The sequence below is a fragment of the Geodermatophilus sp. CPCC 206100 genome (genome assembly GCF_048569675.1).
In the GTDB taxonomy this organism is placed as follows: domain Bacteria; phylum Actinomycetota; class Actinomycetes; order Mycobacteriales; family Geodermatophilaceae; genus Geodermatophilus.
In genome coordinates, this window is the sequence record NZ_JAQISV010000020.1 from 56,771 (window position 1) to 78,910 (window position 22,140).

The 22,140-nt window shown below is 75.2% G+C and carries 23 protein-coding genes and 1 pseudogene; 14 read left to right on the forward strand and 10 right to left on the reverse strand.

Annotation, left to right across the window (positions count from 1 at the left end; genetic code table 11):
• Positions 1–85: 85 nt before the first annotated feature.
• The 6 genes from PGN05_RS11450 to PGN05_RS11475 all read left to right on the forward strand — a co-directional run bounded on the left by PGN05_RS11450 (position 86) and on the right by PGN05_RS11475 (position 6,633).
• Positions 86–1,216 carry a citrate synthase 2 gene (locus PGN05_RS11450; RefSeq protein ID WP_419752665.1) on the forward strand — a complete coding sequence of 377 codons (1,131 nt, stop codon included), beginning with the start codon at positions 86–88 and terminating at the stop codon, positions 1,214–1,216.
• 44 nt (positions 1,217–1,260) lie between these two features.
• Entirely contained in the window at positions 1,261–2,373 is a 1,113-nt protein-coding gene (gene serC, locus PGN05_RS11455) for a phosphoserine transaminase (RefSeq protein ID WP_419752666.1), read from the forward strand.
• Between the two features lie 175 nt (positions 2,374–2,548).
• Positions 2,549–3,454 (forward strand): septation protein SepH, encoded by a 906-nt coding sequence (sepH, locus tag PGN05_RS11460; RefSeq protein ID WP_419752667.1) that lies wholly within the window; start codon positions 2,549–2,551, stop codon positions 3,452–3,454.
• A gap of 61 nt (positions 3,455–3,515) precedes the next feature.
• Entirely contained in the window at positions 3,516–3,989 is a 474-nt protein-coding gene (locus tag PGN05_RS11465) for a general stress protein (RefSeq protein WP_419752668.1), read from the forward strand.
• An 86-nt stretch (positions 3,990–4,075) separates the two neighbouring features.
• Positions 4,076–5,809: a PEP-utilizing enzyme gene (locus tag PGN05_RS11470; RefSeq protein ID WP_419752669.1), complete on the forward strand. Its 1,734-nt coding sequence runs from the start codon at positions 4,076–4,078 to the stop codon at positions 5,807–5,809.
• Positions 5,806–6,633 (forward strand): PEP/pyruvate-binding domain-containing protein, encoded by an 828-nt coding sequence (locus PGN05_RS11475; RefSeq protein WP_419752670.1) that lies wholly within the window; start codon positions 5,806–5,808, stop codon positions 6,631–6,633. The genes PGN05_RS11470 and PGN05_RS11475 overlap by 4 nt, the downstream gene beginning before the upstream one ends.
• A gap of 24 nt (positions 6,634–6,657) precedes the next feature.
• Here the strand turns inward: PGN05_RS11475 and PGN05_RS11480 are convergent, their stop codons facing one another.
• Positions 6,658–7,464: a TrmH family RNA methyltransferase gene (locus tag PGN05_RS11480; protein WP_419752671.1), complete on the reverse strand. Its 807-nt coding sequence runs from the start codon at positions 7,462–7,464 to the stop codon at positions 6,658–6,660.
• A gap of 115 nt (positions 7,465–7,579) precedes the next feature.
• Between PGN05_RS11480 and PGN05_RS11485 the strand changes: the two genes are divergently transcribed.
• The 4 genes from PGN05_RS11485 to PGN05_RS11500 all read left to right on the forward strand — a co-directional run bounded on the left by PGN05_RS11485 (position 7,580) and on the right by PGN05_RS11500 (position 10,711).
• Complete coding sequence (locus PGN05_RS11485; RefSeq protein ID WP_419752672.1) at positions 7,580–8,302, forward strand: ABC transporter ATP-binding protein; 723 nt, start codon at positions 7,580–7,582, stop codon at positions 8,300–8,302.
• Positions 8,299–9,066, forward strand: a complete 768-nt coding sequence (locus PGN05_RS11490) for an ABC transporter permease (protein WP_419752673.1) — start codon at positions 8,299–8,301, stop codon at positions 9,064–9,066. The genes PGN05_RS11485 and PGN05_RS11490 overlap by 4 nt, the downstream gene beginning before the upstream one ends.
• Positions 9,067–9,125: 59 nt before the next feature.
• On the forward strand, positions 9,126–9,686 hold the full coding sequence (locus PGN05_RS11495) for a TetR family transcriptional regulator (protein ID WP_419752674.1): 561 nt from the start codon (positions 9,126–9,128) through the stop codon (positions 9,684–9,686).
• Between the two features lie 62 nt (positions 9,687–9,748).
• Positions 9,749–10,711 carry an aldo/keto reductase gene (locus PGN05_RS11500; protein WP_419752675.1) on the forward strand — a complete coding sequence of 321 codons (963 nt, stop codon included), beginning with the start codon at positions 9,749–9,751 and terminating at the stop codon, positions 10,709–10,711.
• Positions 10,712–10,718: 7 nt separating this feature from the next.
• Here the strand turns inward: PGN05_RS11500 and thpR are convergent, their stop codons facing one another.
• From thpR to PGN05_RS11525, 5 genes are read right to left on the reverse strand one after another with little or no spacing between them, the layout of a single operon-like run.
• Complete coding sequence (thpR, locus tag PGN05_RS11505; protein ID WP_419752720.1) at positions 10,719–11,297, reverse strand: RNA 2',3'-cyclic phosphodiesterase; 579 nt, start codon at positions 11,295–11,297, stop codon at positions 10,719–10,721.
• Positions 11,294–11,695, reverse strand: coding sequence for a hypothetical protein (locus tag PGN05_RS11510; RefSeq protein ID WP_419752676.1), 402 nt, complete (start codon positions 11,693–11,695; stop codon positions 11,294–11,296). The genes thpR and PGN05_RS11510 overlap by 4 nt, the downstream gene beginning before the upstream one ends.
• A 35-nt stretch (positions 11,696–11,730) precedes the next feature.
• The gene (locus tag PGN05_RS11515) at positions 11,731–13,041 is read right to left on the reverse strand and encodes an MFS transporter (protein WP_419752677.1); all 1,311 of its coding nucleotides are present in this window, start codon (positions 13,039–13,041) and stop codon (positions 11,731–11,733) included.
• Positions 13,038–13,472 (reverse strand): MarR family winged helix-turn-helix transcriptional regulator, encoded by a 435-nt coding sequence (locus PGN05_RS11520; RefSeq protein WP_419752678.1) that lies wholly within the window; start codon positions 13,470–13,472, stop codon positions 13,038–13,040. Before PGN05_RS11520 ends, PGN05_RS11515 begins: the two co-directional genes overlap by 4 nt.
• Positions 13,473–13,527: 55 nt before the next feature.
• The gene (locus PGN05_RS11525; RefSeq protein ID WP_419752679.1) at positions 13,528–15,048 is read right to left on the reverse strand and encodes an NCS2 family permease; all 1,521 of its coding nucleotides are present in this window, start codon (positions 15,046–15,048) and stop codon (positions 13,528–13,530) included.
• A gap of 152 nt (positions 15,049–15,200) precedes the next feature.
• On the opposite strand from PGN05_RS11525, the gene PGN05_RS11530 reads away from it, so the two are divergent.
• Complete coding sequence (locus tag PGN05_RS11530) at positions 15,201–15,455, forward strand: DUF2530 domain-containing protein (protein WP_419752680.1); 255 nt, start codon at positions 15,201–15,203, stop codon at positions 15,453–15,455.
• Here PGN05_RS11530 and PGN05_RS11535 read toward each other — a convergent pair.
• Positions 15,448–16,269, reverse strand: coding sequence for a DUF3027 domain-containing protein (locus PGN05_RS11535; protein WP_419752681.1), 822 nt, complete (start codon positions 16,267–16,269; stop codon positions 15,448–15,450). The two genes, PGN05_RS11530 and PGN05_RS11535, sit on opposite strands and share 8 nt — an antisense overlap.
• A gap of 83 nt (positions 16,270–16,352) precedes the next feature.
• Between PGN05_RS11535 and PGN05_RS11540 the strand changes: the two genes are divergently transcribed.
• Together PGN05_RS11540 and PGN05_RS11545 are read left to right on the forward strand one after the other, a co-directional pair.
• The gene (locus tag PGN05_RS11540; RefSeq protein ID WP_419752682.1) at positions 16,353–17,912 is read left to right on the forward strand and encodes an MFS transporter; all 1,560 of its coding nucleotides are present in this window, start codon (positions 16,353–16,355) and stop codon (positions 17,910–17,912) included.
• Positions 17,900–18,385 (forward strand): DUF2771 family protein, encoded by a 486-nt coding sequence (locus PGN05_RS11545; protein ID WP_419752683.1) that lies wholly within the window; start codon positions 17,900–17,902, stop codon positions 18,383–18,385. Before PGN05_RS11540 ends, PGN05_RS11545 begins: the two co-directional genes overlap by 13 nt.
• 262 nt (positions 18,386–18,647) lie before the next feature.
• Here the strand turns inward: PGN05_RS11545 and PGN05_RS11550 are convergent.
• A pseudogene (locus PGN05_RS11550) lies at positions 18,648–18,833 on the reverse strand (cold-shock protein); the annotation flags it as partial.
• Positions 18,834–18,956: 123 nt separating this feature from the next.
• Complete coding sequence (locus PGN05_RS11555; RefSeq protein ID WP_419752684.1) at positions 18,957–19,526, reverse strand: nucleotidyltransferase family protein; 570 nt, start codon at positions 19,524–19,526, stop codon at positions 18,957–18,959.
• Between the two features lie 73 nt (positions 19,527–19,599).
• On the opposite strand from PGN05_RS11555, the gene PGN05_RS11560 reads away from it, so the two are divergent.
• A complete protein-coding gene (locus PGN05_RS11560; protein ID WP_419752685.1) occupies positions 19,600–20,379 on the forward strand; it encodes an endonuclease/exonuclease/phosphatase family protein in 780 nt (259 codons plus the stop codon).
• A gap of 71 nt (positions 20,380–20,450) precedes the next feature.
• Here PGN05_RS11560 and PGN05_RS11565 read toward each other — a convergent pair whose 3' ends face one another.
• The gene (locus tag PGN05_RS11565; protein ID WP_419752686.1) at positions 20,451–22,109 is read right to left on the reverse strand and encodes an AMP-binding protein; all 1,659 of its coding nucleotides are present in this window, start codon (positions 22,107–22,109) and stop codon (positions 20,451–20,453) included.
• Between the last annotated feature and the right edge of the window lie 31 nt (positions 22,110–22,140).

Genomic DNA, 22,140 nt, shown 5'->3' on the forward strand with positions numbered 1-22,140 from the left:
GCCTGTCCGCACGGCCTAGGGTCGGGTCGCAGTCGTGCGCCGGACCCGTGCGCGCACGAGTCCCGCGCGCAGAGAGGCATGCGAGATGGCTGACGACTTCACGCCCGGGCTGGAGGGCGTCATCGCCTTCGAGACCGAGATCGCGGAACCGGACAAGGACGGCGGCGCACTGCGCTACCGCGGCGTCGACATCGAGGACCTCGTCGGCAAGGTCACCTTCGGCAACGTGTGGGCGCTGCTGGTCGACGGGAAGTTCGGTCCCGGCCTGCCGCCGGCCGAACCGTTCCCCATCCCGGTGCACAGCGGCGACGTGCGGGTCGACGTGCAGGCCGCGCTGGCGATGCTGGCCCCGTTCTGGGGTTACCGCCCGCTGCTGGACATCAGCTCCGAGGAGGCCCGCGACCAGCTGGCCCGGGCCGCGGTCATGGCGCTGTCCTACGTCGCGCAGTCCGCCCGCGGCATCGGCGTCCCGGCCGTTCCGCAGTCGCGCGTCGACGAGGCCGCGACGATCGTCGAGCGGTTCATGGTCCGCTGGCGCGGCGAGCCCGACCCCCGCCACGTCGCCGCCGTCGACGCCTACTGGACGTCGGCCGCCGAGCACGGCATGAACGCCTCCACCTTCACCGCCCGGGTGATCGCCTCCACCGGGGCCGACGTCGCCGCCGCCCTCTCCGGCGCCATCGGGGCCATGTCGGGGCCGCTGCACGGCGGGGCGCCGTCCCGGGTGCTGCACATGCTCGACGGCGTGGAGGAGGCGGGGGACGCCGACACGTACGTCAAGGACCTGCTGGACAGGCACGAGCGGCTGATGGGCTTCGGCCACCGCGTCTACCGCGCCGAGGACCCGCGCGCCCGCGTCCTGCGCCGGGCCGCCGAGGAGCTGGGCGCGCCCCGGTTCGAGGCCGCCCTGGCGCTGGAGAACGCCGCGCTCAAGGAGCTGCGGGAGCGTCGTCCCGACCGGCCGATCGAGACCAACGTGGAGTTCTGGGCGGCGATCGTCCTCGACTTCGCCGAGGTGCCCAGCCACATGTTCACCTCGATGTTCACCTGTGCCCGGACCGCCGGCTGGTGCGCGCACATCCTCGAGCAGAAGAACACCGGGCGGCTGGTGCGCCCGTCTGCCCGCTACATCGGTCCCGACCCCCGCCGGCCCGACGAGGTCGAGGGCTGGGACACCATCACGACCAAGAAGATCAACGAGCCCGCGCCGGCCTGAAGCAGAGGCCCCCGTCATCCCCACGTAGAAGGCAGTTCCCCTGGATGAGCATCACCATCCCCGCCGACCTCCTGCCGGCCGACGGCCGGTTCGGCTGCGGCCCGTCGAAGGTGCGCCCCGAGGCGCTGGAGGCCCTGGCCCGCAGCGGCGCCTCCCTGCTCGGGACCTCCCACCGCCAGGCCCCGGTCAAGGGCCTGGTCCGGCAGGTGCGCGAGGGGCTGACCCAGCTGTTCGACCTGCCCGAGGGCTACGAGGTCGTCCTCGGCAACGGCGGCTCCACGGCGTTCTGGGACGCCGCGGTGCTCGGGCTGATCCGGGAGCGCAGCGCGCACGGCACCTACGGTGAGTTCTCCGCGAAGTTCGCCTCCGCGGTGGCCGAGGCACCGTTCCTCGCCGACCCGGTGATCGCCGCCGCCGACCCCGGCTCGCTGGCCCTGCCGAAGGCCGCAGCCGGCGTGGACGTCTACGCGTGGGCGCACAACGAGACGTCGACCGGCGTGATGGCGCCGGTGCAGCGGCCCGCCGGGGCCGACGACGCCCTGGTCCTCATCGACGCCACCAGCGCCGCGGGGGGCCTGCCGGTCGACGTCTCGCAGACCGACGTCTACTACTTCGCGCCGCAGAAGAACTTCGGCGGCGACGGCGGGCTGTGGATCGCGCTGATGTCCCGGGACGCCCTCGACCGGGTCGCGGAGATCAAGGCCTCGGGCCGCTGGATCCCCGGCTTCCTCGACCTGTCGATCGCCGTCGACAACTCCGGCAAGGACCAGACGTACAACACCCCGGCGGTGGCGACGCTGTTCCTGCTGGCCGACCAGATCCGGTGGCTGCTCTCCCTCGGCGGCCTGTCCGGGGCGGTGGCGCGAACGCAGGACTCCTCGACCCGGCTCTACGGCTGGGCCGAGCAGTCGCAGTTCGCGACGCCGTTCGTCGCCGACCCCGACCAGCGGTCCTACGTCGTCGGGACGATCGACCTCGACGCGGCGGTGGACGCCGCCGAGGTGGCCCGGGTGCTGCGCGCCCACGGGGTGCTGGACGTCGAGCCGTACCGGAAGCTGGGCCGCAACCAGCTCCGGGTCGGCATGTTCCCCGCTGTCGACCCCGACGACGTCAGCGCGCTGACCGCCTGCATCGACTTCGTCGTCGAGAAGCTGTGACGCAGCGGAGTGCACCGGCGCAGGTTTCCTGCGCCGGCGCACTCCGCTGGGGCCACTCCGCGCCACGCCGGGCGACCTGCCGAGCCGCTCCGCCGCGCGCGGATAGCCTCGCGCCCGGGCTGTCTCTCCCGAGCCGGTTCCCGTCCGACACGTACAGCCCCACAGGAGGTCGCCCATGCGCACGCTGCGCCTCGTGGCACTCTCCGACGACGGGCAGAGCCTCGTCCTGGCCGTGGAGGGGGAGGGCGGCGAGGAGGGCGAGCGCTTCGAGCTGCCCATCGACGAGCGGGTCCGCGCCGCCGCCCGCGGCGACGCCCGCCGCCTGGGCCAGATCGACGTGGAGATCGGCGTCACGCTCCCCCCGCGGGTGATCCAGGCGCGCATCCGCGCCGGCGAGACGCCCGAGCAGGTCGCCGCCGCCTCCGGCATCCGCGTCGAGCGGATCATGCGGTTCGCCCACCCCGTGCTCCAGGAGCGCGAGCGGGTGGCCGAGCAGGCCCGCGAGGCGCGGGTGCGGCTGTCCGAGGGCCCGCCGTCCACCCCGCTGCAGCAGTTCATGTCCGAGCGGCTGCGACTCCTCGGCGCCGACCTGGACGCCGTCCGCTGGGACGCGCACCGCTCCGCCGACGGCACCTGGCAGGTCACCGCCGCCTGGCAGGCCGGCGCGAAGTCCGGCGTCACCCGCTGGGCCTACGACATCCCGGCGCGGACCGTGACCCCGGTCGACGCCGCGACCACCGACTTCGCCGAGGGCACCCGCCTGGTCCGCGTCGTCCCGCACGTGCCCACCGAGCGACCGGCGCCGGTGTACCGCCGGCCGGTCGCCGTGGTGCCCGACGACGACGGCCTGCCCGCGCCCGCCTCGTCCCGGCTGGCCGCCGACGAGGACGACGACGCCCGCCCGGCGCCGCACCCCGACGCCGCGCCCGGCGAGCGTCGCACCGACGCCGCTCCCGATCTCGACGACATCGCCGAGCACGACACCGTCGTCCTGGGCCGCCCCGACGGCGAGGACGAGGACCCGCGGGCCCGCATCCCGGCCTGGGAGGACATCGTCTTCGGGGTCCGCCGGCACCGCTGACCCCCCGCCGGCCGGAACGCCCCCGGCGTGTCCGGCGTTGCACTCCGGGTAGGAGGTGCTCATGTCAGCGTCGGTGTCGATGCCGCTCGGCGGCGTCCAGGTGGGTTCCTACGACAGCTACGAGCAGGCCCAGGCCGCCGTCGACTACCTGTCCGACGAGCGGTTCCCGGTCGAGAACGTCACGATCATCGGCTCGGACCTCAAGCAGGTCGAGCGGGTGACCGGCCGGCTCACCTGGGGGCGGGTCCTCGCCGCCGGCGCGGCCGGGGGCGCCTGGTGGGGCCTGTTCGTGGGTCTGCTGCTCGGCATCTTCGCCGGCGACGGCAGCCAGTGGTTCGGATCGGTGCTGACCGGCCTGCTCATCGGCCTCCTGTTCGGCCTGCTGTTCGCCGCCATGGGGTACGCGGCCACCCGCGGACGCCGGGACTTCACCAGCACCAGCGCGATCGTCGCCGGCCGCTACGACGTCATGTGCAACCCGGCCCGGGCCGAGGACGCGCGGGCGCTCCTGGCCCGGTTCTCGCTGCGCGGCTGATCGACCGCCGGAAACGGCCGCACGACCCTGTTGACAGAACGGGCAGTACCGATACCGTCTCGCGCCACCCCTATCGCGGAGGCGAGATGGACGACGTCCTGGCCGAGCACCCCGCCATCCCACCCGAGGCGCCCCCGCGCCCCGGGTGGTGGCCTCCGGGACCAGGCACGTGGGTGCTGGACCCCAGTCACGTCCCCCGACCGCTGTGCCGCTTCACCGCGGCGGTGTTCCCGGAGGCGTTCATGCAGGGCTTCCGGGAGGGCTACGCCCGGTACGGCAGCCTGATCGAGGCCACCGACGCCGCCGTCGTCGCCGGCTTCCTCTACCACCGGCTGCGCCTGGTGGGGACGCCGGTCCGGAGCGGCAGCGCTCCGACGGAGGAGGGGTTCCGCCGGCTGCTGGAGGAGGTCCCCGCCGTCCAGGAGCGGGTGGCGACCGCGCGGGCGGCCCTCGCCGAGCGCCGATGGCGCGCCGACCTGGACGCGTGGGACACCGCGGTGAAGCCGGCGATGCAGGCGTTGCACCGTGCGCTCAGCGCGGTCAACGTGCGCACCGTGGACGACCCGGGGCTGAGCCACCTCGTCGACCGGTGCGCGGAGGCCCTGGCCGAGGCGTACGTCCAGCACCACCGGTTCGACGCGGCCGCGCTGCTGCCCGTCGGGGACCTCGTGGTGCAGACCGTGCGCTGGACGGGCCTGTCCCCGGCCGAGGTGCTCGGCTGCCTGGCCGGCGCGAGCCCCGTGACGGAGGGCGCCCCGGACGAGCTGGCCGAGCTCGTCGAGGCCCTCCGACAGGACGGCGACGCGGTCGCGCCCGTCCTGGACGAGTGGCTCCCCGCGGAGGAGACGCTGAGCCGGCTGCTCGGCTGGCGGGAGCCGGTGGGGCCCCGCACCGCCGCCTACCTGGGGGCCCTGGCGGCGCTCCCGGTCGACGGCCAGGACGTCGTCGCCGAGCCCGGCTCGCTCGAGGCCCCCGAGCTGGTGCTCGACCGGCTGCGCTGGGCGCTCGAACCGACGGGGCGGCCGGTCGCTGACGCCGCGGAGGAGGTCACCGCCCGGGTGCGGGCCGCGGTCCCCGCCGAGGCACGGGCGCAGTTCGACGACCTGCTCGCCGAGGCCCGGCTGGTCTACCGGCTCCGTGACGAGCGGACCGTCCACGCCGATCGGCTGCTCGGCCACGTCACCCGGGCGGCGGTGCTCGAGGCGGGCCACCGGCTGCACGGGCGGGGAGCGCTCGACCAGCCGGAGGACGCGGTCGACCTCACACCGGACGAGCTGCGGCTGCACCTCCTGGAGGGCCGGGGTCCGACGCGCGAGGAGGTGGCCGAGCGCGTCCGCTGGCGGCGGACGGCGACCTACCGCGACATGCCCGCCGTCCTCGGCCCGCCACCCAGCGGCCCGGTGCCCGCGAGCTGGCTCCCGCCCGAGGCGGCCCGCGTCCACGAGGCCGTCAGCTTCGCGATCGCCGCGATGCTGCGCGACGCCGGGCGACCGCCGGGCGACCGGACCGTCTCCGGCCTGAGCGTGAGCTCGGGCAGCTACGAGGGCACCGCCCGCGTGCTGACGGGCAGCTCCGAGCTCTCCCGCGTGCGGGCCGGGGACGTCCTCGTCACCCCCACCACCGGCCCGGCGTTCAACCTGGCCCTCCCCCGGCTCGGGGCCATCGTCACCGACCGCGGCGGGCTGCTGTCACACGCGGCGATCGTGGCCCGAGAGTTCGGCGTGCCCGCGGTCGTGGGCTGCCAGGACGCCACCACCCGCATCCCCGACGGCGCGCTGGTCCGCGTCGACGGAGCCACCGGCACAGTCACGCTCCTGTGACCCCGGGCTGGCTGCCCCTGTCCGCCGTGGAGGACGAGCACGCGTACGGCGGCAAGGCGGCCGCGCTGGGGACCGCCACGCGGGCCGGCCTCCCCGTGCCGCCCGGGGTGGCGCTGTCGGCCGACCTGGTCGCCTTCGCCACCCGCGACGAGTGCGCCGCGGACGCCGCCGGCGCGGTCCGCGCCGCCGCCCGGCACGTGCCCGGGCCGCTCGCGGTGCGCTCCTCCGTGGTGGGCGAGGACGGCGCGCGGAACAGCTTCGCCGGGCAGCACGTGACCGTCCTCAACGTCGTCCCGCCCGACGGGGTGGTCCGGGCGGTCCGCCAGGTCGCCGCCTCGGCCTGCGCGCCGTCGGCGCTCGCCTACCGCCGGGCGAGGGGCGACCACTCGGCACCGCGCTGCGGAGTGGTGCTGCACCGGCTGGTGACGCCGGTCGTGGCCGGGGCGCTGTTCTCCCGGCACCCGGTCAGCGGTGCCGACGAGCTGGTCGTCGAGGCCGGCTGGGGTCTCGGCGCGGCCGTGGTCGAGGGGCTCGTCGTCCCCGACCGGTTCCGGTTGAGCCCCGACGGCCGGCTGCTCGAGCAGGTGCTGGGCGACAAGGACCGCGCCGTCGTCCCGCAGCCGGGCGGTGGCACCACGGTCGTCGAGGTCCCGGCGGCGCAGGCCGGCCGCCCGTGCCTCGGCCCTGGGCAGCTGGGCGCGCTGGCCGAGCTGGCCCGCCGGTGCGACGAGGTCTTCGGCGGCCCCTCGGACCTGGAGTGGGCCTGGACCGCGGACGGGCCGGTCCTGCTCCAGCGCCGGCCGGTGCCCGCGCCGCCCCGCTGAGAGAGGACCCCCTGCAGCCTCGGCTCAGCGGAGCATCGCGAAGGCGACCGCCGCCGCGGCGGCCACCCCGAGCGAGTCCACGCCCGCCCGCATCGGGATCCGCGCCCGCACCCGCGCGGCCCGCTGCGCCTCCGGGCTGAGTCCCGGCCCCTCCGCGCCCAGCAGCACCGCCGTCCGCGGCGCGGCGCGCGGGTCGACCTCCCCGAGGTCGACGGCGTCGGGCGCCGGGGTGAGTGCCACGGTCAGGTAGCCGGCGTCGTGCAGCCGCGCCAGACCCCCGGGCCAGTCCGGCAGGACGGCGAACGGCAGCGCCAGCACGTGCCCCATCGACACCCGCACCGACCGGCGGTACAGGGGGTCGGCGCAGCGCGGGTCCAGCAGCAGCGCGTCCACGCCCAGCGCCACCGCGGAGCGGGCGATCGACCCCAGGTTCTCCGCGTCGTTGAGTGCCTCGAGGACGGCCAGCCGCCGTGGCGCGGCCGGATCCGGGCCGGTCAGCAGCGCGTCGACGTCGGCGGGCGGGCGCCGGTCGGCCGAGGCCAGCACCCCGCGGGTCAGCCGGAAACCGATCAACTCCGACAGCACCCACTTGTCCGCCTCGTACGCCGGGGTGCCCTCGGGCAGGTCCAGCGCGGCGACCCGGCCGGGCACCCCGAGGACCGCGCGCACGCGGTACGGCGAGGCGAGCAGCCGCTGGACCGCCGGCACGCCCTCGACGATCACCGGGCCGGTGCCGCGCTCGGTGCCCGGCCGGCGGTCGCCGGCCTTGAGGTCCCGGAAGTCGGCCACCCGCCCGTCGCCCGGGTCCATGATCGGGATCGGGGCGGCCACGGCCCGATCCTCGCAAGCCGCGGGCGGGGCGGCGTCGGCGGCCGTTGACGGGCCGAGCGCAACTCATCTAGCGTTGAGTTCATCGGGCGTTGAGTTCTCTCCCCGGGAGGCCCCCGTGACCGACGCCGTCACAGTCACCGACCTCGTCGTCCACCGCGGCTCCCGCCCGGTGCTGACCGACCTGTCCTTCGGAGTACCGCACGGGCAGGTCACCGGGCTGCTCGGGCCCAGCGGCAGCGGGAAGTCCACCCTCATGCGGGCGGTGGTCGGCGTGCAGCAGGTCCGCTCCGGCGGCGTCACCGTGCTCGGGGAGCCGGCCGGCTCGGCGACCCTGCGCCACCGCGTCGGGTACGTCACCCAGGCGCCGAGCGTCTACCCCGACCTCACCGTCCGCGAGAACGCCCGCTACTTCGCCGCCCTGTACGGCCGGGGCGCGCGCGAGGCGGACGCGGCACTGACCGACGTCGGGCTCGCCGAGGCCACCGGCCAGCTGGTCCGCGACCTGTCCGGCGGCCAGCAGGGCCGGGTGTCCCTGGCCTGCGCGCTGGTCGGCGACCCCGAGCTCCTGGTGCTGGACGAGCCCACGGTGGGCCTGGACCCGGTGCTGCGGGTGGAGTTGTGGGCCCGGTTCCACGCGCTGGCCGACGCGGGCACCACCCTGCTGGTCTCCAGCCACGTGATGGACGAGGCGGCCCGCTGCGACCGGCTGCTGCTGCTCCGCGAGGGGCGACTGCTGTTCGACGACACCCCGGAGCAGCTGCGCGCCGCGGCCGGGACGCACGACCTGGAGGAGGCGTTCCTGCACCTGGTGCGGGAGCACGAGGGGGTGCCGGCATGACCACGGCGCTGAGCCCGCGGCTGACCGCGGCGACGACCGGGCGGGTCCTGCGCCAGCTGCGGCACGACCACCGCACGGTCGGGATGATGGTGGTGCTGCCCAGCCTGCTGCTCGGGCTGCTGTACCTGCTGTGGCGGGACCTGCCGACGTTCCCCGGCCAGCCGAGCACCTTCGACCGGGTCGGCCTGACGATGCTCGGGGTCTTCCCCTTCGTCGTGATGTTCCTGGTGACCAGCATCGCCATGCTGCGCGAGCGCACCACGGGCACCCTCGAGCGGCTGCTCACCACCCCCCTGGCCCGGCTGGACCTGCTGCTGGGCTACGGCACCGCCTTCGGGCTGGCGGCGGCGGTGCAGGCGGTGGTGACGGTGACGGTCGCGACCGGCCTGTACGGGCTGGACGTCGCCGGGCCGCTGTGGACGGTGGTGGTCATCGCGGTCGTCGACGCCGTCCTCGGGGTGGCCCTGGGGCTGCTGGCCAGCGCCTTCGCGCGCAGCGAGTTCCAGGCCGTGCAGTTCATGCCGGTCGTCGTCCTCCCCCAGTTCTTCCTGTGCGGCCTGCTGGTGCCGCGGGAGCAGATGGCCGGGTGGCTGCAGGCGGTCAGCGACGTCCTGCCGCTGACCTACGCCGTCGACGCACTGCAGGAGGTCGGGCGCTCTCCGGAGCCGACGGGCACCATGTGGGTGGACGTCGCGGTCGTCGGCGGCGTCGCGGTGCTCGCCCTCGCGCTCGCGGCGGCGACCCTGCGGAGGAGGAGCGGCTGAGCCAGGCCCACCGGCGGCCACCCGGCCGCCGCCCCGGCAACCCCGGCACCCGCGAGGCCGTGCTGGCCGCGGCCCGCGCCGCCTTCGCCGAGCGCGGCTACGAGGGCGCGTCGATCCGCGGCATCGCCACCGCCGCCGGCGTCGACCCGGCGCTCGTGCACCACTACTTCGGCACCAAGGACAAGCTGTTCCTCGCCGCCGTCGAGGCCCCGGCCGACCCCGACGACTTCCTGCCCGAGGTGCTCGCGGCCGCCCCGGACGACCTCGGCGCGGCCGTCGTCGGCATGGTGCTGCGGATCTGGGACGGGCCGGCCCGCCCGGCGATCCTCGCGCTCGTGCGGTCCGCGGTGAACCACGAGTGGTCGGCCCGCCTGTTGCGCGAGTTCCTGCTCGCGAAGGTCGTCCGGCGCGTCGTCGGCTCGCTCGAGATGCCGGTCGCGGAGCGGGAGGCCCGCGGCGCGCTGGTCGCCTCGCAGGTCATGGGCCTGGTCATGGCCCGGTACGTGCTCCGGCTGGAGCCCCTGGCCTCGGCGTCCCGGGAGGACGTCGTGGCCGCCGTCGGCCCCACCGTGCAGCGCTACCTGACCGGGGACGTCGCGCTGCCCGGGCGTCCCCGCTAGACGGAACGGGGCGCGCGGGCCGGCTCTGCGGCACGGAGCGGGGACTGCCAGGGTGGGTGCCCATGGACTACACGCACCTCGGCCGCAGCGGCCTGTCGGTCTCCCGGCTCTGCCTGGGCACCATGAACTTCGGCTGGAAGACCGAGGAGCCCGACGCGCACGCGATCCTCGACCACGCGCTGGACGAGGGCGTCAACTTCGTCGACACCGCCAACTCCTACGGCTTCGACGCCGGCAAGGGGCGCACCGAGGAGGTGCTCGGCGCCTGGTTCGCCCAGGGCGGGCGGCGGCGCGAGAAGACGGTGCTGGCCACCAAGGTCTACGGGTCCATGACCGACTGGCCCAACGACACGTTCCTGTCCGCCCGCAACGTGGTGCGCTCCTGCGAGGCCTCGCTGCGGCGGATGCAGACCGACTGGATCGACCTCTACCAGTTCCACCACGTCGACCTGGCCACGCCGTGGGAGGAGATCTGGCAGGCCTGCGAGACGCTGGTCGCCCAGGGCAAGGTGCTCTACGTCGGCTCGTCCAACCACGCCGCGTGGCAGATCGCCGTGGCCAACGAGGCGGCCGCCCGGCGGCACTTCCTCGGCCTGGTCAGCGAGCAGTCGCACTACAACCTGCTCACCCGGCACGTCGAGCTCGAGGTGCTGCCGGCCGCCCAGCACTACGGCGTGGGCATCATCCCGTGGAGCCCGCTGGCCGGCGGCCTGCTGGCCGGGGTCCTCGCCTCGGAGGGCGGCGAGCGGCGCCGGGCCCGCGAGGAACGGGTGGAGCGGCACCGCCCCGCACTGCAGGCCTACGAGGACGCCTGCCGCGACTGGGGCCTGGCGCCGGCCGACGTCGGGGTGGCCTGGCTGCTGCACCAGCCCGCGGTGACCGCGCCGATCGTCGGACCCCGGACGATGGAGCAGTTCGAGGGCGCGCTCGCCGCCCTGGACCTGACCCTCGACGAGGCACAGCTCGCCCGCCTCGACGAGGTCTTCCCCGGGTACCGGCCGGCCCCCGTGGAGTACGCCTGGTGAGCGGCGGTCAGCCGACCGGCCAGGCGGCCACGCGCGCGTAGCGCGGCGCCGCCCCGAGGGTGCTCTCCAGCAGCTCCACCTCGGTCACCGGCCAGCCCGGCCCGCGGTAGCCGGCCAGCCGGTCGGGGAGGTCGCCGTCGCCGGGCCGCCCCGGCCGCCAGCGCCCCAGGGTGAGGTGGGCGCGGAACGGGCGCTCCTCCACCGGCAGTCCCAGCCCCGCCGCCGCGCGCGCGAGCCGGCCGGCCAGCGCCGCCAGCGCGTCGCCGTCCCCCGTCACGCCGGCCCAGCACACCTGCGGACGCCGGCGGGAGCCGAACCGGCCCCCGCCGGCCAGCCGCAGGGTGAGCGCCGGGGTGGCCGCCACCGCCGGCGCGGCGGCCGCGACCAGGCCGTCGACGTCCGCGGCCGGGACGCCGCCGAGGAACAGCAGGGTGAGGTGCCACCGGTCGGGCGCGGTCCACCGCGGGGCGCCGGGGGCCTCCCGGAGCGGGGCGAGGGCGCGATCGAGGTCGTCCCGGGCCGCGGGCGGCGGCGTGACCGCGAAGAACAGCCGCCGTGCCGCCGGGGGGCCCGGTGCCGCGCTCAGTCGGGCACCACCAGGCCGGCCGCGACGAGCGCTGCCTGCAGCCGCAGGCGTTCGGCGTCGCGGGCCCGCCCCGGCGGCGTGCCGGTCAGGGTGTGCGGCACCTCCAGCAGCTCCGCCGCCTCGACGAGGACGTCGTCGTAGGCCGCCTGCAGCCCGAGCCGGCGCGCCATGGGCACTCCGGCCGGCACCCGCGCCAACTGGCGGGACAGCCGCCGCAGGTCCGCGGCGACGACCTCCAGCGGACGGTGCGAGGGCCGCACCGGCTCGGGGGCGCGCCGGCGGAGGGCGGCCGGCAGCTGGGCCGACCCGAACACCACGCGCGCCAGCCAGCCGAGGAAGGCGACCGAGCCGACCACGCCGGCGACGATCCCCCCGAGGGTGAGCAGCGACGCGACCATGTCGCCTCCGCGGACGACTCGAGGAGTGGTGCGGGTCACGGTACGTCCGGGAGCCGCCCGCCCGCGCGTGGACCGACGTGGAGTGCCAGCCGCGGGGGGACGACGTGCGCCTCCACGCGCACCCGGCGGCCCCGGGCCAGCCAGGCGGCCGCCGCCAGCGCGGCGAGGACGGAGACCGCGCCGCCGAAGATGAACCCCCACGGGGCGCCCAGGTTCTCGGCCAGCCAGCCGATGACGGGGGCGCCCAGCGGGGTCCCGCCCATGAAGCAGGTGAAGTAGAGGGCCATGACCCGCCCCCGCACCTGCGGGTCGACGCCCAGCTGGACGAAGCTGTTGTTGGCCACGCTGAACACCAGGCCGGCCGCCCCGGCGGGCACCAGCGCGATCGCGAAGGCGACGTAGCCGGGCATGAGGCCGCAGGCGATGGTGAACAGCCCGAAGACGAGCGCGGCCCCGACGAGGAACCGCTGCCGGGGGCGGGCGCTGCGCCGGGTCGACAGCAGCGCACCCGCCAGCGACCCCACGGCGAAGCACGTGGAGAGCAGGCCGAACGCCTGGGCGCCCAGGTCGAAGACCTCGCGGGCCATGAGCGCGATCGTCACCTGGTAGTTGAAGGAGAACGTGCCCACCACGAAGGCCAGGGCCATCGCGAGCACCAGGTCCGGGTGTGCCCAGGTGTAGGTCAGCCCCTCGCGCAGCTGGCCCTTGGCCCGGGCCACCGGCGGGCTCGGGTGCAGCTCCCCGGGACGCATGGCCAGCAGCGCGGCGATGGTGAACGCGAAGCTCGCCGCGTTGAGGAAGAAGGCCGGCGCGGTGTCGCCCGACGCGGCGCCGATGAGCAGGCCGGCGAGCGAGGGGCCGACCAGCCGGGCGCCGTTGAAGATGGTCGAGTTCAGGCTCACCGCGTTGGGCAGCAGCTCCGGGCCGACCATCTCCGAGACGAACGCCTGCCGGACCGGCGCGTCGACGGCCGCGACCGAACCGAGCGCGCCGGCCAGCACGAACACGTGCCACAGGGCCACGCCGTCGGTGGCGACGAGCACCGCGAGCACCAGCGCCAGCAGCCCCATGAGGCTCTGGGTGATGACCAGCACGCGGCGCTTGGCGTACCGGTCGGCCAGCACCCCGCCGTACATGCCGAGCACGAGCGTGGGGCCGAACTGCAGCGCGGTCACGAGGCCCAGGGCGATGCCGCTGTCGTCGGACAGCTGCAGGACCAGCCAGTCCTGGCCGATGCGCTGCATCCAGGTGCCGGTCAGGCTGACCAGGTTGGCCGACGCGAAGATGCGGTAGTTGCGGACCCGCAGCGACCGGAACGGGCCGGAGCGGTCAGAGCGCTCGCTCACCCACTCGCCAGCTTGTCCATGATCGCGGACGCCTCGCGCAGCACGGTGCGCTCCTCGGGGGTGAGCTCGTGCAGCCGCTCCGACAACCACGCCTCCCGCGCCTGCGCCTCGGCGTCCAGCAGCTCGCCTGCGGCCGGGGTGAGGTCGATGACCACCTGCCGGCCGTCGGTCGGGTGCGGGCTGCGGGTCACCAGGCCCATGCCCTCCAGCGCCACCACGACCCGTGTCATCGACGGCGGCTGGACCCGCTCGTGCGTGGCCAGCTCGCCCGGGCTCATGGCCCCGTGCCGCTTGAGCGTGGACAGCGCCGCGAGGTGCGTGAGGGTGACCGAGTGGTCGACCCGCTGGTTGCGCAGCCGCCGGGAGAAGCGCATGACCGCGAGGCGGAGGTCGTGGGCCAGCGCCGCGGTGTCGAGCGGGGTCCGGCTCACGACCATTAGCCTAGCTCACGAAGGTCCCGGGGTCGGCCGTGTCCCGGGGAGCCCCTCAGAACAGCTGCTGCAGCGGCTCCAGCGCGAAGTAGACGAGGAACAGCACCGCGATGACCCACATCAGCGGGTGCACCTCGCGCCGCCGTCCGACCACCGAGCGCAGCAGCACGTAGCTGATGACGCCGGCGCCGATGCCGTTGGTGATCGAGTAGGTGAACGGCATGAGGGCGATGGTGAGGAACGCCGGGATGACCAGGGACATGTCGTCCCACTCGAGGTTGCGGATCTGGCTGATCATCAGCGCGCCCACGATGACCAGCGCGGGCGCGGCGGCCTCCGAGGGGACGATCTGCACCAGCGGGGTGAACAGCATCGCGAACAGGAACAGCACGCCGGTCGCCACGCTGGCCAGGCCGGTGCGCGCGCCGTCGGCCACACCGGCGGCGCTCTCGACGTAGGTCGTGTTCGACGAGACGCTGCCCGCGCCACCGGCGGCGGCGGCCAGCGAGTCGACCAGGAGGACCGGCTGGGACCCGGGCAGGTTGCGCTTCTCGTCGAGCAGGTCGCCCTCGGCGCCGACGGCGGTCACCGTGCCGACGGTGTCGAAGAAGTCGGCGATCATGATCGAGAAGACGATGAGCAGGGCGGCGAGGACGCCGATCCGCTCGAACCCGCCGAACAGGGAGAACTGGCCGACCAGCGACAGGTCGGGGGCGCTGACCACCTCCTCGGGGAGCGTGGGCACCTGCAGCGCCCAGCCGCGCGCGTTCTCGGCCCCGTCGGCGCCGAAGCGCGGGCCGATGTCGGCGATCGCCTCGACGACGATGGCCAGCACGGTGGCGACCACGATGCCGATGAGCAGCGCGCCCTTGACCCGGCGGACGACGAGCACGGCGGTCAGCAGCAGGCCGACGACGAAGACCAGCAGCGGCCACCCGGCCAGCTGCCCGCTCACGCCGAAGCTGATCAGCGGGTTCCCGGGCCGGATGACGCCGGCGTCGGCCAGGCCGATGATGGTGAGGAAGAAGCCGATGCCGACCGCGATCGCCGTCTTCAGCTGCGGCGGGATGGCCTCGAAGACCGCCCTCCGGAAGCCGGTCAGCACCAGCACCGTGATGAGCAGCCCCTCGAGCACGACCAAGCCCATGATCTCGGGCCAGGAGAGCTGGGTGGCCGCGTAGACGGCGACGATCGCGTTGATGCCGAGCCCGGTGGCCAGCGCGAACGGGTACCGGCCGACGACGCCCATGAGGATCGTCATGACGCCGGCGATGAGCGCGGTGACCGCCGCGACCGAGGCGAACGGCAGCTCCGCCCCCGTGACGTCGGCCCCGGACAGGATGATCGGGTTGAGCACCACGATGTAGGCCATCGTGAAGAAGGTCGTCACGCCGCCGCGCAGCTCGCGGGTCAGCGTGGAGCGGCGGGCGCTGATCTCGAAGTAGCGGTCCAGGCCGTTCCGCGGCCGGACCCGGGGGCCCTCGCTGCGCCGGGGGGTCCGCACCCCGGCGGCGACGTCGGCCGGCGTGTCGCCGGGGGTGGTGCTGCCCGTGGTCGGGCCGGACTTCCTTGCCATGGACGACTCCCCGGGCGGGTGTCCGGGCGGGGGCGGCGGGGGGAGCGCGCGCCGGCCGACCGGGAGGATCTGCAATGAGCGGCGACAGCGTGCCACACGCGGGTTCCGGGCCCGTGACGGCGGCACGACCGGCGGGGACCTAGGGTCGGGGCGTGCCCGGTCCGACCAAGCAGGCCCCTCCCCCGTTGCACGTGGACACCGTGCGGGTCGTCCTCGCCGGCGCGGCGCTGTGGGCGGTGGCCCTCGTCGTCCTGCTGGTGCTGGGCGACCGCGTCGACCGCGTGTGGACCTGGACCTGCGTCGTCGGCATCCTGCTGGCCGGGGTCGGCCTGGGGGTCATGCGCCTGCAAGGCCAGTGGAAGGACCCCTCCGCAGGGAGGGGCCGTTCCGGTCCGTCACCTAGATGACGTCGAAGGCGCCGGTGTCGTAGCGCGCCGACCTGACCACCTCGGCGGCGTCGTCGGCCACCAGGGTCGCCTGGCTGTGCGCGCCGCAGCCGTAGTCGACGGTGACCACGTGCCCGTCGGCGGGGGCGTACACGTTGGCGCAGGCGCCGTAGCCGGAGCGCAGGGAGCCGGCCAGCGGCAGGAAGAACCCGCAGGTCGCGCAGGGGCCGGGCGCGTGCCGGGCCATCGCCGAGCGCGGGCCGAACTCCCCCGCGCTCCAGCGGGCCGCCGCGTCGCTGCGCCCCTCGCGGGACATCACCCGCTCGCGCCCGACGCCCAGCTCCGTGGCGAGCGCGGCGCCCTCGGGGTCGTCGGCGCTGTCGTCGTCCGCGGTGTAGGCCGGCACCAGCCGGGGATCCTCCTCCGTGGAGGGCAGGACGTCGCCGACCGACAGGTCCCCGGGGCGCAGCCGCTCGTGCCACGGCACCCAGGCCGGTGCCAGCAGCGCCTGCTCGCCGGGCAGCAGCACGACCTCGTCGACGGTCGCGTGCTCCTCGCCGGGCACCCGGGCCAGGGTGACCGCCCACTGCCAGCCGACGTAGCCGGGCAGCCGGCTGGCGAAGCAGTGGGTCACCACCTCACCGAGGACCACCGGTTCCACCGGCCGGCCGCCGGGGCCGGGCTCCGGCAGCTCCGCCGTCACCCCGAGGTGCTCCCCGACCACGTCGGGCGACCCGGCGGTCTCCACCGCCGCCGCCCGGGCCAGTTCGACCGCCGCGGTCAGGACGTCGCTCCCCGCCGGCGCGGGGTCGGGAAAGTCGGCCACGCCGGCCATTGTCCCTGACGCGCCCGACGCCGCCGACGGCGCGGGTGCGGCGTGCCGGCCGCCTGCTCAGGGAGGTGCGGCACGATGGGCGGGTGCCCGGCCCCCACCTGCCCGCCCCCCGGCGCGGCGTCCTGCGCGGCCGGCCGCTGCCGCCCGCGGCGGAGGGGATGGACACCACCCCGATCGACGTCCCGCGACCGGCGACCCGCCCGCTGTCGGCCACCCCGCAGGCCGGCGGGGGCGCCGGAGAGCCACCGCCGCCACCCGGCCCGGGCACCTCCCCGCCGACGGCGCCGCTGCCCCCGCGGAAGGTGACCGTCACCCGCGTCGCCGCCGCGCGCTCCCGGGAGCTGACCGGGGCGGCGGTGCGGCGGGTGCGCGCCGCGAGCCGGGCCGACGGCGCGGGCGAGAGCGGGCTCACCCACCTGCTGTGGGTCAACGCCCTGCACATGGCCGGCGACGCGATGATCGCCGTCTCGCTCGCCGGCACGCTCTTCTTCGCCGCGACCACCGACGCGCAGCGCGGCAACGTGGCGCTCTACCTGCTGGTGACGATGGCGCCGTTCGCGGTCGTCGCCCCGGTCATCGGGCCGCTGCTGGACCGGCTGCAGCGCGGCCGCCGCTGGGCGATGGGCGCCAGCCTGCTCGGCCGGGCCGTGCTGGCCGTCGTCATGGCCACGCACTTCGACGACTTCGTCCTCTACCCCGCCGCCCTCGGCGTCCTCGTGCTGTCCAAGGCGCACAACGTGCTGCGTGCGGCGGTGGTCCCCCGCGTGCTGCCCGGCGCGATGTCGCTCACCTCGGCCAACGCCCGCACCTCGGTGTTCGGGCTGCTCACCGCCGCGGTCTTCGGCGGCCTCGGGGCGGGCCTGGCGTGGGCGTTCGGCTTCGAGTGGCTGCTGTACGCCACCGCCGCGGTGTTCGTGGCCGGCTCGGTGGCCGCCGTCCGGCTGCCCCACCACGTCGACGTCCCCACCGGCGAGGTGCCCGCCGACGTGCTCACCACGGCGCCCCAGCCGGTCGCCGGCGGCCGCCGGCGGCGGGCGGTCAACCCGCGCGTGGTGGTGGCGCTGCGGGCCAACGCCGCCCTCCGCGGGCTCGGCGGGTTCCTGACGATCTTCTCGGCGTTCCTCGTGCAGGCCACGGTGGAGGGCGGGTGGCCGGCCACCCTGGTCCTGGGCGCGGTCGCCGGCGCGGCGGGGGTGGGCAGCGTGCTCGGCACGGCCGTCGGCTCGCGCCTGCACCGGGTCAACCCCGACCCGATCGTGCTGTGGTCGGCGGGGACCGCCGCGGGCATCACCGTGCTCGCCGCGGTCTTCTACAGCCTGCCGATGGCCGCCGTCGTGGCCGGTGTCGCCGCGATCGCCAACGCGCTGGGCAAGGTGGCCCTCGACGCGATCATCCAGCGCGAGGTGCCCGAGAGCCTGCGCGCGTCGGCGTTCGCCCGCTCCGAGACGATGCTGCAGCTGGCCTGGGTGGTCGGCGGCGCGCTCGGCATCGCGCTGCCCCCCACCGGGTGGCTCGGCTTCACCGTCGCCGCCGCACTGCTCGTGCTCGCCGTCGGCCTGGTGCTCTGGGGGCCGCGCCGGCGCACCACCGCACCCGCCGACCCCCTCACGCCGCCGGACGCGGTCCCCGGGTGGCAGCCGTGAGGCGGGCGGCCGGCCCGGCCGCCGTGGTCCTCCTGCTCGCCGGCTGCGGCTCGGAGCCCGCCGGTCCGCAGGACGTCGTCGTGGCGGCCGGGCCGCAGGAGGTCCGCGTCGCCCCGACCCAGTACTGCCTGGACGGGGAGGGGCAGCGCTACGACACCTCGCCGCCGGTCATCGAGGTCTCGCCGGACACGACGATCCGGCTCACCGTGCCCGACGCGGTGGCCGAGCGCGGCTGGAGCGTGCAGGTCTTCGACGAGCAGCTCGAGGAGCAGCTCGGCGAGGTCGAGGTGGACGCCGGGACCACGGTGTTCGACGAGATCACCAGCTCCGACGTCGTCCCGCCGGCGTTCTACCTCGTCATCGTCGAGGACGCCGTCGAGGACTGCGCGGGCCTCAGCGGGGCGTGGCCGGTCGGCTTCCTGCGGGCCGGCGGCGCGGTCGGCGGCACCGCGACCGCCCCACCCCCCGGGTGACCCGGGTATCGCCCTGAGCGTGCGAAGGGTGAGGAGGACGGGGTCCTTCCTCTCAGTGCTCCAGGTCGGTGGCGACCGCGCGCAGCACCGAGGCGACCTTGCGGGCCATCGGCTTGTCGGGGTGCCTGCCGTGGTGCAGGCCGGTGGAGACGTCGTCCAGCAGCTTGATGAGGTCCTCGATGATCGGGACCAGCTCGTCGGGCTTCTTGCGGGTCCGCTCCGCGTGCGCGGCCGTCACCGAGGGCAGCGGGTCGAGCACCCGGACCTGGAGCGCCTGGTCGCCGCGGCGGCCGGCGACGATGCCGAACTCCACCCGCTGGCCGGGCTTCAGCTCGCTGGTACCGGCCGGCAGCGCGTCCTTGTGCACGAAGACGTCCGGCCCGTCCTCACGCGAGAGGAAGCCGAAACCCTTCTCCGGGTTGAACCACTTGACTCTGCCGGTGGGCACGTTGATCCCTCAGTCGTGTCGCGGACGGGCCCGGCACCGCGCCGGGAGGACGACGCGGCACGCCGGCCGCGGTGCGTTCCAGATTAGTCGTCCCCCCGGCGGGTGCCGCGATGGTCGTCGCGCTCAGTCCCCGTCCTCCGGCCGCGCCACCACGTCGAGCCGGGCCAGCAGGATGAGGAAGACGGCCGCGAAGTCGTTCTCCTGGACGTCGCGGTGCACCCGCGCCCAGTCGACCTGCTCCCGCAGTGCCCGCGCCACCGGCAGGAGCCGGGAGTAGTCGCAGTAGTGCTCGTCGAGCGCCATGAGCTTGGTGACCACGATGTCGGTGGCCTCCAGCACCGGCATGTGCACCGACAGCACCGACAGCTCCTCGGCCCGGTCGATGAGGTCCATCTCGACCGGGTAGCCGCAGGTGCGCCACAGGACGTCGACGAACGAGTTGCCCTGGACGACCTTGGTCAGCCAGTCCTCGGCCGGGTCGACGACCTCCAGGCCCGCCTCCGCCAGCACCTTGGCCGCCCGCTCCGACTCGGCGGCGGGGACCAGGAAGTCGGCGTCGTGGTCCGGCTCCGGCGCTCCGCGGACCCAGGCCGCGTACCCGCCGCAGAGGGCGAAGGGCACGTCGCCCTGCTTCAGGGCGACGGCGACGCGCTTGAGGAGGTCACGGATCTCGTCCCGGTCCGAAGGCAGCACGCGGATGCAGCTACCCGGCCTCCGGAGTCACGAACGTCGGTGTGGACGGCGTACCGCGGGGCACTGGACGGTCGTGCGGATCGCGACGTTCAACATCCTCCACGGCCGCTCCCCCGCCGACGACCGCGTGGACGTCGAGCGGCTCGCCGCCGCGGTGAAGACCCTCGACGCCGACGTCCTCGGGCTGCAGGAGGTCGACCGGGACCAGCCGCGGTCGATGGGGGCCGACCTGACCGCGGTCGCCGCCGAGGCGATGGGTGCGGTGGACTCGCAGTTCGTGGCGGCGCTGGCCGGGACGCCGGGCGGCACGTGGATGGCGGCCACCGGGGACGAGCAGCCGGGGTCGGCCAGCTACGGGATCGCGCTGCTCTCGCGGTACCCGGTGGTGTCCTGGCGGGTCGTCCGGCTGCCGGCGCTGCGCACCCGGGTGCCGGTGTGGTTCCGGGGCACCCCCCGGCCGAAGATGGTCGGCGACGAGCCGCGGGTCGCGGTCGCCGCCGTCCTGGAGGGGCCCTCGGGGCAGTTCACCGTGGCCAACACGCACCTGTCGTTCATCCCCGGCTGGAACGCCCTGCAGCTGTCGAAGCTGGTGCGCTCGCTGACCGGCACCCCGGAGCCGCTGGTGCTCATGGGCGACCTCAACACCGAGCGCGGGCAGGCCGTCCGGGTCAGCGGGATGCAGCCGCTGGCGACGGCGCGCACCTTCCCGCTGGAGACGCCGACCCGCCAGCTGGACCACGTGCTGGCCCGCGGGCCGATCACCGCGACCGGCCCGGCCGAGGCGGTCAGGCTGCCGCTGTCCGACCACCGCGCCCTCGTCGTCCCCGTGCGGGTCGGGAGCGACCAGGCATAGGAAGCTCTCCCCCGTCCAGACCCCGGACACGTGGGTAGAGCTTCCTGTCCCTCGACAGGGGGCGGCGGCGCTCAGGCGTTCTGGACGGCGGCGGCGGCCTGCAGGCCGAGCTCCTCGACCGACACCGCGCGCATCTCCACCTTGCGGACCTTGCCGGTCACCGTCATCGGGAAGGCGTCGACGACCTTCACGTACCGCGGGATCTTGTAGTGGGCGAGCCGGCCGGAGCAGAACTCGCGCAGGACCTCCGCCGTCAGCGGCTCCGCCCCCTCGCGCAACCGCACCCAGGCCACGAGCTCCTCGCCGAAACGCTCGTCGGGGACCCCGATGACCTGGGCGTCGACGATGTCGGGGTGGGTGTAGAGGAACTCCTCGATCTCCCGCGGGTACACGTTCTCCCCGCCGCGGATGACCATGTCCTTGATCCGGCCGACGATGTTGAGGTAGCCCTCGCTGTCCATGACCGCGAGGTCGCCGGTGTGCATCCACCGGGCGGCGTCGATGACCTCGGCGGTCTTCTCCGGCTCCTGCCAGTAGCCCAGCATCACCGAGTAGCCGCGGGTGCAGAACTCCCCCGGCGTCCCGCGTGGCACGGTCAGCCCGGTCTCGGTGTCGACGACCTTGACCTCCAGGTGCGGGTGCACCCGGCCGACGGTCGACGTCCGGCGGTCCAGGTCGTCGTCGGCGCCGGTCTGGGTGGAGACCGGTGAGGTCTCGGTCATGCCGTAGCAGATGGTCACCTCGGCCATGCCCATCTCGGCGACCACCCGCTTCATCACCTCGACCGGACACGGGGAGCCAGCCATGATGCCGGTGCGCAGGCTCGACAGGTCGTAGCTGCCGACGTCGGGCAGGGCCAGCTCGGCGATGAACATGGTCGGGACGCCGTACAGCGACGTGCACCGCTCGTCCTGGACCGCGCGCAGCGTGGCGGCCGGGTCGAAGCCGGGCGCCGGGATGACCATCGTCGCGCCGTGGGACGTGGCCGCCAGGTTGCCCATCCCCATGCCGAAGCAGTGGTAGTAGGGCACCGGGATGCAGATCCGGTCGGCCTCGGTGTAACCGCAGCCCTCGCCCACGAAGAACCCGTTGTTGAGCAGGTTGTGGTGGGTGAGCGTGGCGCCCTTCGGGAAGCCCGTCGTCCCCGACGTGTACTGGATGTTGATCGGGTCGTCGGCCGACAGCTGGGTCTCCCGCTCGGCCAGCAGGCCGCGGTCGCCGGCCCGGCCGGTGGCCACCAGCCGTTCCCACTCCGGCGAACCGAGGAACAGCACCTCGCGCAGGTCGGGGCACTCGCCGCGCACCTCGCCGACCATGGCCCGGTAGTCACTGGCCTTGAACTCCGGCGCGCTCACCAGCACCGAGATGCCGGCCTGCGTCAGCACGTAGGCCAGCTCGTGGGTGCGGTAGGCCGGGTTGATGTTGACCAGGATCGCGCCGAGCTTGGCGGTCGCGTACTGGACGAACGCCCACTCCGCGCAGTTGGGCGCCCAGATGCCGACGCGGTCGCCCTTCCCGACGCCGAGCGCGTCCAGGCCGAGGGCGACCGCGTCCACCTCCGCCACGAACTGCGGATAGCTGAACCGGCGACCCGTGGCGCACTCGACCAGCGCCTCGTGATCGCCCACCCGCGCCGCCGTCCGGTCGAGGTTGGCCCCGATGGTGTCGCCGAGCAGGGGGACGGTCGACGTCCCGCTGCTGTAGGACGGCAGCGCGGGCGACGTGCTCACCGCTCGACTCCGCCCTCGTTCCGCTCCTCGG

What these genes read in the sequence shown, in the direction of transcription:
- PGN05_RS11450 (WP_419752665.1), top strand. Translation starts at nt 86, where the DNA reads ATGGCTGACGACTTCACGCCCGGGCTGGAGGGCGTCATCGCCTTCGAG.
- serC (WP_419752666.1), top strand. Translation starts at nt 1,261, where the DNA reads ATGAGCATCACCATCCCCGCCGACCTCCTGCCGGCCGACGGCCGGTTC.
- sepH (WP_419752667.1), top strand. Translation starts at nt 2,549, where the DNA reads ATGCGCACGCTGCGCCTCGTGGCACTCTCCGACGACGGGCAGAGCCTC.
- PGN05_RS11465 (WP_419752668.1), top strand. Translation starts at nt 3,516, where the DNA reads ATGTCAGCGTCGGTGTCGATGCCGCTCGGCGGCGTCCAGGTGGGTTCC.
- PGN05_RS11470 (WP_419752669.1), top strand. Translation starts at nt 4,076, where the DNA reads ATGGACGACGTCCTGGCCGAGCACCCCGCCATCCCACCCGAGGCGCCC.
- PGN05_RS11490 (WP_419752673.1), top strand. Translation starts at nt 8,299, where the DNA reads ATGACCACGGCGCTGAGCCCGCGGCTGACCGCGGCGACGACCGGGCGG.
- PGN05_RS11500 (WP_419752675.1), top strand. Translation starts at nt 9,749, where the DNA reads ATGGACTACACGCACCTCGGCCGCAGCGGCCTGTCGGTCTCCCGGCTC.
- PGN05_RS11510 (WP_419752676.1), bottom strand. Translation starts at nt 11,695, where the DNA reads ATGGTCGCGTCGCTGCTCACCCTCGGGGGGATCGTCGCCGGCGTGGTC.
- PGN05_RS11525 (WP_419752679.1), bottom strand. Translation starts at nt 15,048, where the DNA reads ATGGCAAGGAAGTCCGGCCCGACCACGGGCAGCACCACCCCCGGCGAC.
- PGN05_RS11535 (WP_419752681.1), bottom strand. Translation starts at nt 16,269, where the DNA reads ATGGCCGGCGTGGCCGACTTTCCCGACCCCGCGCCGGCGGGGAGCGAC.